We start from the raw sequence: 12773 nt of genomic DNA, 5'->3' as shown, positions 1-12773 counted from the left end.
ACCTTTTACAACCTAACTCATCTGCCCTCTCCTTTCACCCCTTATTAGATCCTTTCTATTATGTTCCACTTACAGTAACGACAGCTTTTTATTGGGCAACACAATAGGTCCTATTACGAACATAAAAAAGGTATAATCCTTTTCCTTGCAACCATCAATCCTTTTGAGAAAAAGGATTAATCCCTACAAAGCGAACCATTAAACCTTCCGTCTCCTATGACAAAACACAAAAAAACTCCTTCAAAGCCCAATAGCTCGAAAGGAGTTTTTATAGTAGAAAAAACTGTGAATTTAGATAGCTATCTCTTAATAGGTATGATCATCGGTTGTAATCTCTTTACGAGTTATCTTTCGTATATCAATAGCCCTCCATGCGTAAAAGATGTAAGCAAGTACAAAGGGTATCAAAATAGAGACATAAGCCATAGCCCTTAACGTATAGAAACTTGACGAACTATTAACGATAGTCAACGAGCTTTGCATATCTGCCATAGAAGGATAGTAGGCAGTATTATTCCAGCCAGCTACCAAAAGCAGAGCAAGTACCGTTAGCACCACGCCAACGCCTTCTATCCATATTCCCTTACGGAAAGAGGGCTTCAAAATCGTAATCCCAATACCTGCTAACACAGAAAGGACACCTACTAAAAATAGAATAAGCACTATGGGCATAGCTAAAAAGTTATGCAGATACTTATAAGCCTCGATAGAGACAATTCCTGTATTGGGGTCTACTGCCCAGCCCTCCTTTGTAAGTAAGAAAATTACATAAGCAACAAATAGAACCACAAAGATAAGAGCGTTAGGAAGCAATGATTTATGCGCTCTTCTATCTGCCTCTTTATCATCTATATTATTGATAAAATAGAGCAAGGATGTGGTTCGTGCCAAGAAGAGAACAGCCAATCCTAAAACAAGATTCCAAGGGTTTAATACAGCTTCTAATCCGTGTAATTGAATTCCATTGAAAGGTTGCCAAGCAGAAATTACTCCGGGAGTATCAACAAAATCGAATATAGCCCTCTTAGAAACTATAAAGTTAGCTCCCGTAAAAAAGGTCGATACTGCCGTTCCCAAAAGAATCGGAGCAAGTACACCATTTATAAAGAGAAATGTTTGGAAAGTCTTTTTACCCCATACATTACCACGTTTCGATTGATACTCGTACGATATAGCTTGTATCACGAAGCAGAAAAGGATAAGCATCCAAACCCAATAAGCTCCCCCAAAACTCGTGGAGTAAAAAAGAGGGAAAGAAGCAAAAAAAGCTCCTCCAAAAGTTACCAGCGTAGTGAGGGTAAACTCCCATTTACGTCCCGTTGAATTAATAATCATCTTTTGAAGGGTAATATCTTTCTGCCAAGGGAATATAAAGGTTTGACCGCCCTGTACGAAGAGCAGAAAAACCAACAATGCTCCTAAGAGAGAGACCAATAACCACCAATAGTGTTGTAGCATCGAATAATCCATCATTAAAACTAATTAGATGTTTCTATTTCTTATAACTTACGAGGGTTGTCAATTAATGCTCAGGCCCTGACTTAATCGCCTTAACCATAATATTGAGTTCGGCAATAAGGAGAATAGTAAAGAGAACCGCAAAAAGGGTAAATGTGACAATCACATTAGAGGCCTCTAAAGAAGAAACCGCAGCTCGTACAGGGAGAATATCTTGTATAGCCCATGGCTGACGCCCCACCTCTGCTAAAATCCAGCCCGACTGACTTGCCAAATAAACCAAAGGCAAGCAGAAAATAGACAAAATATGTAACCACTTCATTTTGGCATACTTTTCTGGTTTACGAGCGAAAATGAATACCAAAACAAACAAAAGAATAAAGAGGACTCCACTTCCTACCATAATACGGAATGTGTAATAATTTATATGCACATTAGGTACCAGCTCATCTCTATCCTTTATGTGCCATAACCGAAGTAGGGAAAATGCTCTTGAATAGTCTTATTATGAAATTCCATAGCCTCCTTGTCGTTCTCTTCCATAGCCTTATGATAATCACTCAGAGCACCAAGAGCTATACGACCTCTTGCCATTTTCTCTTCAGCAGAAAGGGCTATAGTGCCATCGGGTAAATAATATCCTCCATCGAGCAAATTATTGATACCAGGTACATAGCCATCCAACTCTCGTGTAGCCAAGTAAGAGAGTATTCCAGGAGCTTTTATATTAAAAAAGAAGGGCTCTTCAGAGGCGGTCGTTCCACTCTTCATTTTATCAGGATTCAATACTCCCAAAAGAGAAAGAGGGGCACCTGTACCATCGACTCTTTCCATCGGGGGTAGAGAGTCCTCCTTCATAAAGTCCCTCCATAGCCGCCAACTTCATGGGTTGCTTTTGTGCCACATTGTATGCAGAAGTATCTCCCGTGGCAGCAGTCACAAGAGCAGCAATTAAACCAAACGGTGCGATTAAACGAGCATTTGCAAGGGCAAAGGCTCTATGTTTTGTATCCTTTCTAATCAAATAAATAGCACACACAGCCAAGGCAAAAACAGAACCTAAAACCCAAGAAGAAGATATAGTATGCCAAAATTTATTGATAGCTGTAGAAGAAAGGGCTACCGCCCAAAAGTCCGTCATCTCACTACGCACCGTAGCAGGATTAAAAGTAATCCCCTGAGGGTCTTGCATCCAAGCATTTGCCACCAATATCCACACAGCAGATATGGTTGCTCCGATTATGGTAAGCCAAGTAGAAGCTAAGTGAAAGCGACGGCTTACTTTATCCCAACCGAAAAACATCACAGCAATGAAAGTAGCCTCCATAAAGAAAGCTAAGATACCTTCGATAGCCAAAGGTGCTCCAAAGATATCTCCTACCAACCAACTATAGTTAGACCAGTTAGTTCCGAACTCAAACTCCAAAATAATACCTGTGGCAACACCAATAGCAAAGTTGATACCGAACAACTTCTGCCAAAACTGTGCCCAGCGCTTCCAGTTGGGATCATTGGTTCTATAGTAGCGTGTCTCTGCAAGAGCCATGATAACGCCTAATCCCAACGTAAGGGGCACAAACAGCCAGTGATAACATGCTGTCAGAGCAAATTGTGCCCGTGACCAAGTGAGTAAAGATTCAATATTCATACTTATATCATTTAGTTTGTTGTTATTGTTTATAAAAATTCCTCTCAAGAGTCAGAGAGGAGCTTGATGCGACTACTTGTACTCTTTCGGTTGCGTTATCTGCTCCATTACAAAGGAGGCTTGTTGCTCCTTATCACCCTGTTGTTTAACAATATTGGGGAAGAAGAAAGCCTTTAAAATGGCAAACATAATGAACAACTTAACAAGTATAATAATCCAAAGGGTCTTTGATGTAGGAGTAAGTGTCCTAAAGCCATCTAAGTAGAGATACAAGGCTTTGCGCCAAAAACCCTCTTTTTTCTGTTCCCGAACCGAATTCATTTTTCTTATTTTATTTATCTACCAATACTACGCCCAATAGACAAATCAACCTATTGCAATAGGAGACTCGCCCGAAGGCAATGGCTATTTTAGGACACAAATATATGGAAATTAAGTGAAAACCTCTGAGAAGAGTGGTCGAAAAACAAAGCTACAAAAGAACTATTGGCACAAGAATTACATTCTAACAAAGATTACCCTTGCGGATCTACATCGAATAAAATAGTAACTCTACGAGCTTGTAAAAGTTGTTTTTCAAGAGCAGTAATAGTCTCTTTTAGAAGGGTACGTACCCCAACAGAAGAGGCTTTAGGGTCCAAACGAAGAGTTATCTGGCGAATATATTTTAGCCTAACACGAGAAACATAAGGCTTCATAGGGATACTAACAGAACTAAAAAAAGAGGTGTGAGCCTGCAAAGAAGAGGATAGATGCTGGGCAACGAGTACAGCATCACCTTCTTGTGTAGCCTTTACAATAATGTTAATCAGTCGCACATAGGGCGGGAAATGAGTCAAACGTCGCTCTTCTAAAAGCTGTTGCATAAAAAGAGTATACGACGAGGTGTATTCTCCCTCTCTCTTTTGGGGTTCGTGCAGCAACGTCAATAAAGGTCTTTCGGGGTCTGATGTTTGGAGTAAAAGACAAGCCTTTGGATACTTTGCCATAAGCTGATACAGAAGGTCGAATACCTGCTCATCTGTTCTAAAATTAGAAATAGAGAGCATTTGGTCGAGCTGGGTTACCCCTATCAAACGCACTCCCTTTATCGGTAAAAAATGTCTCAACATCTGAGTGCCGACATAGATACTCGCCTCTGCGCGTTCCAAACTCTCCCTCAACCTCTTTTTTTGTTCCTTGGTACGAAAGGTATCAATATCTACTCGCGTAATAGAGACATCGGGATGGAGAGATAATAACTCCTCTTCTACTCGTTCAGAACCAAAGCCCTTTAATTCTAAAGTATCAACAGCAATCATATCTCCCATATGCGTACATTTAGGACATTGCGTAGGGAAAGGAAGCATATATCCACAATAATGGCAAATTAATGCTCGCCTTTTTTGGTGATAAGTAAGGCTGACACTACAATGAATACACTTCAAGCTCTCTCTACAACGGTTGCAAAAAACATAGGGAGCAAAGCCCCTATGGGCAGAAAGAATAAGCACCTTATCGCCTTTCGCAAGAGTTTGAGTAATCGCCTCCTTTAGAGGATGAGTAAAAAGCTTTCCATACTGCAAACGTTGGGTAGAGCGTTCATACTGCAAGTCGACCATCTCCAAAGAAGCTTTAGGAATAGGTTCTGAAGCATTGATACAGTGATATTTGCCCTGCATAGCATTGTAAAAACTCTCGGCAGAGGGAGTAACCGATGACAAGAGTATAGGTATGCCTATTTTGTGAGCACGAACAATCAATAAATCTCGAGCATGATAGCGAGGAGTAGGTTCCTGCTGTTTGTAAAAAGAGTCTTGCTCTTCTGCTACTATAATCAATCCCCACAGATGTGCTGGAAGCAACGAAGCAGTACGACTACCGACAATAAGCATCGGTTCTTCAGTCTCAAGAAGACGATACCGCAAAGCAGAGCGTTCTCGACTGGAAAGTGTACTCGTGTAAAGGTAGGTAGTAACTCCTTGTACTCCTAATTGCATCTGTATTTCTTCCAGAGCTCCATCCACATTGGTACTTTGGGGGAGCAAAAGTAACACCCTTTTACCTTTAGATATAGTACTCTGAATATGTCGCCCCAGATAGCTCATCTCTCGACGATAGTCAGGAGCAATATAAAGTGTTGGTTTATTGTGAGGGAGCGAGAGTTCTATCGAGTCATAACAAAAGCTTTCTCCCTTGTGCTGGACAACAGAGTGATAAATAACCTCTAATATATTGTCTGTAACAAGATGCCGCAGGGCTTGACGAGGAGCTTCTTTCGATCGGGTCAAAACTCTCTCTGGAATCCAACCATCGAAGCCTAAATTCTCCTTCTCTTGCAAAGCTATCAGTTGCTGAATTAGTCGTAAACGAGCAGGCTTTCTTCGAAGTTCATCCATGAGCAGAGCGATAGCTTCATCGGTTCTATAGGCCTTTGTAAAACCAACACAACGTGTACCGATAGTATTGGAAGCCTTATGAATATCTTCCTCTACGGAGAGTATCCCTCGCTCCAAAAGAGCTTCAAAAATTTTTATCCTTCTTGCTCCTATTACAGTAGAGAGCAATAAATCGAAGCGTATCTTTCTTTTACAAATAGTCCTCAGACGCTCCACGACCTCGGCTTGTTCTGGAGGGAGCTCTACCTCGGCTCTCTCAAGATGCAAATAAACAAGAGTCTCACTCTGTGGGATAAGCGTAATAGGCATGGCAGCTCGCAGAAAATCTCCGGGAGTAGCCATATAGTAATGAGCAGCCCACTTCCACAACTCAATCTCTTCGAGTGTTACTATAGGAAACTTGTCGGGGAGCGAAAGTATGGGCTTTATCCTTTTACCCCTTGCTTGGCTATTATCATTGGTCAGGGAGGCAATTATTCCTACATAAAAACGCTTAGTGCCAAACTGTACTACGCAGCGCATGCCTACTGCGACCTCTTCGGAAAATTCTGTGGGTACACTATAGAGATAGCTATCCGACAATTTGAGGGGCAGAAAGACATGCGCAAACATACTTTACCTCCAGCTCTGTTTAGGACAAACGAGAGAGGTATTCGTGCATTGAAGAGGCTGCCTTACGACCATCACCCATAGCTAAGATTACAGTCGCTCCTCCTCGCACAATATCGCCTCCAGCATATACATCGGGCAAATCAGTAGCATTGTTTTCATTCACTACAATAGTACCTTTAGAAGAGACATTCAAGCCCTTAAAAGCATTAGGGACAAGGGGATTGGGAGAAACTCCTATACTGACAATAACCACATCTACAGGAACCTCTTCGATAGCCCCCTCAATAGCGACTGGTTTTCTTCTACCCGAAGCATCTGGTTCTCCTAACTCCATTTTCTGTAAAAGCATAGACCTTACACGCCCTCTTTCGTTAGACAAATACTCCACAGGATTATGCAAAGTAAGGAACTCAACTCCCTCTTCCTTAGCATGGGCTATTTCTTCTATACGAGCGGGCATCTCCTCTTCGCTACGACGATATACAATCATAGCTCTCTCTGCCCCTAAACGTTTGGCTGTACGCACAGAGTCCATGGCTGTATTTCCCCCTCCTATAACCGCTACCGAACGCCCCCTAAAAACGGGAGTTTCACTATCTTCAGCTCCAGCATTCATAAGATTTACTCGGGTTAGATATTCATTAGAAGACATAACTCCCACTAAATTTTCACCTTTAATGCCCATAAAGTTAGGCAACCCTGCCCCCGAACCAACGAAAAGCCCTGAAAAACCCATATCATGAATATCATCATACGAAAGTGTAGCTCCAACAATAGTATTCGTTTCAAAAGATACTCCCATACGATGCAGTAACTCTATTTCAGCATCAACTACCTCGTTAGGCAGACGATACTCTGGAATACCATACTTTAGGACCCCACCAATTTCATGCAAAGCCTCGAATACGACCACTTCATAGCCCAACTTAGCCATATCACCTGCAAAGGAAAGACCTGCTGGACCACTACCTACAACGGCTACTTTTTTACCGTTACGAGGCTGAAGTTCTGGGACTTTCATCGTGCCATTAACACGCTCCCAATCGGCAGCAAAACGCTCCAAATATCCAATAGCAACAGGCTCTTTTTTCATTGAGTGATATATACACTTACTCTCACACTGACGCTCTTGAGGACAAACACGACCACAAACGGCAGGGAGAGAACTGGTCTCTCGAAGAATAGTTGCTGCCTCGGCAAAACGACCTCGCTCTATCTCTTTAACAAAACTTGGGATATGAATGCCCACAGGACACCCTTCCATACAGGTAGGTTTGGCACAGTCAAGACAACGAGTGGCTTCTAAAAGAGCTTGCTCTTCAGTCAAACCTGTATTCACTTCTTCTGTCAAAGAAGTTATACGGTAAGAAGGGTCTAATTCTGGCATCTTAACACGTTCAATAGCAGAACGCTCTTTGGCCGAGCGACTCTTACGAAGCGTCTCACGCCACTCTTGATTGCGACGCTCGGTAATCAGTTCATTGGTATTCATTATGCTGTTTCTCTTTCAATCTACACAACTTCTATCCTATTTCTCTTGATCTTTGTAAGAGTTCAGACGCATCAAAAGCTCATCAAAGTCTACTTCGTGTGCATCGAACTCAGGACCATCTACACAAACAAAACGACGCTGCCCACCTACCGTAACACGACAAGCTCCACACATCCCCGTACCATCTACCATAATGGTATTAAGCGAAGCAACTGTAGGTATATCATATTTTTGAGTCAAAGCAGCCACGAATTTCATCATTATAGCAGGACCTATGGCAACACACTTGTCTACCTTTTCTCGCTTTATAACCGATTCTATCCCATCGGTAACTAAGCCTTTTTGTCCCATAGAGCCATCATCGGTCATAATTATAACTTCGTCACTGGAACGACGCATTTGCTCTTCAAGTATAACAAGCTCTTTGGTACGAGCAGCTAAGACAACGATAACTCTATTACCTGCTGCATGAAAAGCCTCTACAATGGGAAGCAATGGAGCAACTCCGACCCCGCCTCCAGCACACACTACCGTACCAACCTTTTCAATTTCTGTAGCCTTGCCCAAAGGTCCCACAACATCGTGTACGTAATCTCCCTCCTCCAAAGCAATCAACTTTTTAGACGAAGTACCCACACCTTGTATAACCAAAGTTATCGTTCCCTCTTCAAGGTTGGAAGAAGCTATCGTTAAGGGGATGCGTTCGCTATGATCGTCTGCACGAACAATAACAAAATGCCCCGCCTTTCGTGCCTTAGCAATACGGGGTGCCTGAATGCGTAACATCGCCACATTAGGCGAGAAATAACGCTTTTCAACTATCAAATTCATTGTTTTCCTTATTTGTCTCGAAAGATTATATCTACAGAAGTAAGCCCATGGTTATAATCCAGGCCACTCTTTTTTATATTCTGATGGTATTTGAGCCTCGACACTTTGCTCTATGTCGTCGGGCAAATTGAAAAAGAAATCCAAGCCCGTGCGATGCTCCAATTCGTCAATAGAGCAAGTAAGAGGAGCCAATCCCCCCTTCTTCTTACTATCACTACTGTGACTAATCCAAAAAGCTAATCCTCGCCAGCTATCTCCTTTTTGAACTACAATAGCCATCCAATAATGCTTGGGGATAGCTATTTTGTTTGCATTCAAACGCCCCTCATACTCCCCTGGACGAATAGTGCCACCTTTGGCAACATACATCTTTTCTGCAAAGCCAGGAGTACGTACCCAGTCCTGCACAGCACGCTCAAGTTGCTGCCAAGCGATTTGATTAAACTTGGCGCGTTGAGGACTCATGTTACTATAGTAGAAAGTTTGCATATTGGCTTCTTTAGAGAAAACTCGATCATAAGAAGCCACTAAGTGTCCTCGATCAAAACCTTTGAAATCAAGCTTACCTACCTCAAAATCAGTGGGGATAAAAGGATCCCACCCCCATGCATCCGAACGCTCTGTATTAACCTCTTTAGTCGTATCATCGAAACTGAAACAAACCCACCGAGCGTGGCGCAAGGGGGTATGATACTCTAGAGAGTAGTTTACTCTTCGTCCTGCCTCCACTCTATGAGTTACAAAATAGTCCTCTTTCGCTCCACTTAAACGAGGCAACTCAATCAAATCTATATCTCCAAATATATGCTCCGCTCCTAACTCACCAGCACCATCTTTTCCTTGCTGTATAATGCGCACTGAATCTCGAAGAAGGTTATCATTTCTCTGCAAATAGATATAAGTTTCTCTCTGAGACTCCTCGTTTTTAGAGGCTTCTATCGCAATAGTATATACTCCTGCTGTCCCTGTTTTTTGACTAATCTGCAACCACCCATTTGCGTTTGGGAGTAGGGACAAAGTCCACTCTTTAGGAGATGTAAGACGTAAACTCTGCCTTCCCCCTTCCTCTGGGAGAACCAAAGTTTTTCCATAAGTAACAGTCGTTAAATGCAACACAGAAGGAGCAGAATCTACTCGCTTTTCGCACGAAGAGGATTGCAGTAAAAACGAAACTGCAATTGACAATAGCCAAAAACTGTGAATAAAATGTCCTTCTCCTGCTATAATTGACCTAAAAAATCTCATTTACAAACCATTTTATAAGGTTGTCCTTTTACGAGACACAAAGATACCATTATATCGGTAACAGACATAGCCCATGCCCTTTGATATCTGCCCATAAGATTATTAACTCGCAAAGTTTAAGTATGAAACACTTTGCAAAAGGTTGTAATAATTTGTTCGGCGAAGAACAAAAATAATTCCCCCAACTACGCCAAAGAGTCTATACTTAAAAAGGTAAAACAAGCAGATGAAAATAAACGAAATATTTTTTCTTCAAGTAGGCTCTATGCGTTAATTTTTTATTATCTTCGTCTCAAAGAAAATCCTACAACCTATTTTTGGAGGGTCATTTCCTTTCTCAACTTACTTACATACAGAAAAGAATTCATCCTTCTACCGTTGTAAAGCAACATTATGAACCCTTAAAATAAAACTACATTTATGAACCATTGGATTAAAAAACGTGTCGTTTATCAGACCCTGCTAATTGCTCTTTTGAGTTCAATTTATGCCTCTCCTTTTTTTGCTCAACACCGAGTAACTATGACCACAAAACTTAAGGTGGGGACCAAAATTAACCGTGATGACTTTTGGGTAAATGAAAAGTCAAAACATCCCGTAACTTTCGAGGGTATTAAAAAACTGAGTGAATATAAATACGAAGTTACTGCTCAGGAAATCATTATTACAGGCAATATTACAGAGCTTACTTGTAGCGATGTAAAGCTAACAGCATTGGACGTAACTCAAGCTCCCGAACTCCAATCGCTTGATTGTAGAAGTAACTCTCTCTCTACACTTAACTTGAATAATAACAATAAACTCACCTATCTTGCATGCGGTAAAAACAACTTAACCTCTTTATCCCTAAAAAAGAAAAAAGACCTTAGGTTGCTGAACTGTAGCAAGAGTCCCTCTCTCAGCAGTGTAGATTTGTCCGATAATTCCGCTTTGAGAAGTTTGTACATACACGAATGTCCTTCTTTGAAAGAGCTCGATCTAACTGCTAATACGGAGCTCGAAGTACTACATGGCTTCCAACATGCACTCAGCCAACTCGACCTTTCTAAAAACACTCTATTGGAAACACTCAATATCTATAATGGGAAGCTCAAAGAATTGAATCTATCGAACAACCATAAGTTACATACACTCTCTTGTTACAACAATGAACTTACCTCTTTGTTGGTATCTTCTCAAGCCTCTTTTTTAGGCATCCATATACAAAACAATCGTTTGGATCGAGGAGCTATGTATGAGTTTATTAAATCTCTACCCAATAATACAGAAAAGCCCATCAACATCTTTGTCGTAGATAGTGAACAGAGTAATACTCCTCATAAAAACGAGTGTAGCAAAACCCTTGTTTCCGTAGCGAAAAGAAAAGGCTTTGTTATGTACGATTTTAAAGGTTCAGAGTCAGTCGAATATCCTGGAATAGATGGCTATCCTACCTTGAGTTTTACTACAGAAACGCCTATAAACGAAAATATCTCGTTGCAAGCAGAAGGAGACAATCCTTTGGTATATGATGGGTTAGAAGAGTTGAGCAATGGAACTTTCAAAGTACTCTCGTCCGATGTGATTATTGAGGGTAATTTAAAGAAACTCTCTGTTGGGAAGAGCAAACTAACTGCGTTGGATGCCAGTTCATGCTCAACTCTATCCGCTATAAATTGTAGCAACAATAGTCTCTCTCGGCTCAACTTTGAAAAAAATCAAAAGCTCGAATGGCTCAACTGCTCAGCTAATTCTATTAATGAGGAAAATATGAGTGCGCTCATAGCCTCACTTCCCGACCGAAGTAGTCAGGAGAAAAAGGGAAATTTCTATGTGATAGACCTTTCAGACTCCAATCAGCCAGAGGGTAATGTCTGCACCAAAGAACAAGTAGCTGCTGTCAAGACCCGAGGCTGGATACCTCAACAATATAAAAATGAAAAGTGGAGTGAGTATGAGGGAAGTGAGGCTATTGATAATAGGGCGATCACGATGACAACCAAAAAGGCTGTAGGCGAGACCATCACCTTAGAAATAAAAGCTGATGGAGCATTCACCGTAGAGGGCGCCACTCTTAAAGATGGTAAGACATACACATTAACTGCGACTGATGGACGCATCACCATCAAAGGAGATGTAACTTCGATTGAATGCCAAGACAACCAGCTCACTCAACTTGATGTGAGTAAAAATACAATGCTCGAAAAGCTCAGTTGCTTTAGTAACCAACTAACACTGCTCGATGTAAGCAAAAATACAGAACTCAAAGGAGTCATTTGTTTTAAAAATCAGCTCACTCAACTCGATGTGAGTAAAAATACCAAACTCGAAGTTCTTAATTGTGCAAAGAACAAAATAGCTCAGCTTGATGTGAGTAAAAACATAGAACTCAAAGGACTCAATTGCACAAATAATCCGCTAAATAGGCTTGATGTTAGCAACAACATAAATCTCGAATGGCTCTCTTGTGCAAACAACCAACTCAGTGGACTTGATGCAAGCAAAAACACAAAGCTCGAAGAACTCATTTGCTGGGGCAACCTATTCACTCAGCTTGATGTGAGTAAAAATACAAAACTCAACGAACTCGATTGCTCATTCAACCAACTTACACAACTTGATGTGAGCAAAAACACAAAGCTCGAACAGCTCAATTGCGAGTTCAATCAGCTTACACAGCTTGATGTGGTTCAAAACAGAGAACTCAAAGATCTCGCTTGTTTCGGCAACTCTATTAAGAGCCAAAATATGGGTATACTCATATCCTCTCTCCCCGATCGAAGTAATCAGGAGCGAAAAGGAAATTTCTATGTGGTGTGCTTTACTGATTCCGAAGAGTATCCTGAGGGAAATGTTTGTACCAAGAAACAGGTCGCTGCTGCCAAAATCCGTGGCTGGATACCTCAAGAGTATAAAAATGAACAGTGGAACGAATATGAAGGTAGCGAAGATGTTGCTATCGATGACGTATTAGCACAAGAGGAAGCTACTATTGTGGCAATTTATAATGTGGATGGACATCGCATATCCGAACTGCAAGAGGGGGTAAATATCATCCGCCTCAGCAACGGCAACGTGCTCAAAGTACTCCACAGAGCCAAGTAGTGCACTACTGTAAAAGATAGTCTCG

At 41.4% G+C, this 12773-nt stretch carries 7 protein-coding genes and 1 pseudogene; 1 reads left to right on the top strand and 7 read right to left on the bottom strand.

Going from position 1 to position 12773, the window contains the following annotated elements:
• Nucleotides 1-306 precede the first annotated feature (306 nt).
• From JCM15907_RS04405 to JCM15907_RS12190, 7 genes and pseudogenes are all read right to left on the bottom strand, one after another.
• Nucleotides 307-1470, bottom strand: coding sequence for a cytochrome d ubiquinol oxidase subunit II (locus JCM15907_RS04405; protein ID WP_025842866.1), 1164 nt, complete (start codon nt 1468-1470; stop codon nt 307-309).
• Nucleotides 1471-1522: 52 nt separating this feature from the next.
• Nucleotides 1523-3112, bottom strand: a pseudogene (locus JCM15907_RS13345) (cytochrome ubiquinol oxidase subunit I).
• A gap of 66 nt (nt 3113-3178) precedes the next feature.
• The gene (locus JCM15907_RS04395; RefSeq protein ID WP_025842865.1) at nt 3179-3427 is read right to left on the bottom strand and encodes a DUF4492 domain-containing protein; all 249 of its coding nucleotides are present in this window, start codon (nt 3425-3427) and stop codon (nt 3179-3181) included.
• Nucleotides 3428-3621: 194 nt separating this feature from the next.
• Entirely contained in the window at nt 3622-6096 is a 2475-nt protein-coding gene (gene priA, locus JCM15907_RS04390; RefSeq protein WP_025842864.1) for a replication restart helicase PriA, read from the bottom strand.
• 19 nt (nt 6097-6115) lie between these two features.
• The gene (gene gltA / locus JCM15907_RS04385) at nt 6116-7588 is read right to left on the bottom strand and encodes an NADPH-dependent glutamate synthase (protein ID WP_025842863.1); all 1473 of its coding nucleotides are present in this window, start codon (nt 7586-7588) and stop codon (nt 6116-6118) included.
• 36 nt (nt 7589-7624) lie between these two features.
• The gene (locus JCM15907_RS04380; protein WP_025842862.1) at nt 7625-8419 is read right to left on the bottom strand and encodes a sulfide/dihydroorotate dehydrogenase-like FAD/NAD-binding protein; all 795 of its coding nucleotides are present in this window, start codon (nt 8417-8419) and stop codon (nt 7625-7627) included.
• 51 nt (nt 8420-8470) lie between these two features.
• Nucleotides 8471-9664, bottom strand: coding sequence for a DNA/RNA non-specific endonuclease (locus tag JCM15907_RS12190; protein WP_052102618.1), 1194 nt, complete (start codon nt 9662-9664; stop codon nt 8471-8473).
• Nucleotides 9665-10084: 420 nt separating this feature from the next.
• Between JCM15907_RS12190 and JCM15907_RS04370 the strand changes: the two genes are divergently transcribed.
• Nucleotides 10085-12748, top strand: a complete 2664-nt coding sequence (locus JCM15907_RS04370; RefSeq protein WP_025842860.1) for a leucine-rich repeat domain-containing protein — start codon at nt 10085-10087, stop codon at nt 12746-12748.
• Nucleotides 12749-12773: the final 25 nt, after the last annotated feature.

Origin of the sequence: Porphyromonas gingivicanis JCM 15907 (assembly GCF_000614585.1) — a bacterium.
In the GTDB taxonomy this organism is placed as follows: domain Bacteria; phylum Bacteroidota; class Bacteroidia; order Bacteroidales; family Porphyromonadaceae; genus Porphyromonas; species Porphyromonas gingivicanis.
This window is presented reverse-complemented; position numbering and strand designations above follow the sequence as displayed.

Excerpts from the sequence above, each read along its gene's own strand:
- JCM15907_RS04405 (WP_025842866.1), bottom strand. The coding sequence starts at position 1,470 with ATGGATTATTCGATGCTACAACACTATTGGTGGTTATTGGTCTCTCTC.
- JCM15907_RS04395 (WP_025842865.1), bottom strand. The coding sequence starts at position 3,427 with ATGAATTCGGTTCGGGAACAGAAAAAAGAGGGTTTTTGGCGCAAAGCC.
- priA (WP_025842864.1), bottom strand. The coding sequence starts at position 6,096 with ATGTTTGCGCATGTCTTTCTGCCCCTCAAATTGTCGGATAGCTATCTC.
- gltA (WP_025842863.1), bottom strand. The coding sequence starts at position 7,588 with ATGAATACCAATGAACTGATTACCGAGCGTCGCAATCAAGAGTGGCGT.
- JCM15907_RS04380 (WP_025842862.1), bottom strand. The coding sequence starts at position 8,419 with ATGAATTTGATAGTTGAAAAGCGTTATTTCTCGCCTAATGTGGCGATG.
- JCM15907_RS12190 (WP_052102618.1), bottom strand. The coding sequence starts at position 9,664 with ATGAGATTTTTTAGGTCAATTATAGCAGGAGAAGGACATTTTATTCAC.
- JCM15907_RS04370 (WP_025842860.1), top strand. The coding sequence starts at position 10,085 with ATGAACCATTGGATTAAAAAACGTGTCGTTTATCAGACCCTGCTAATT.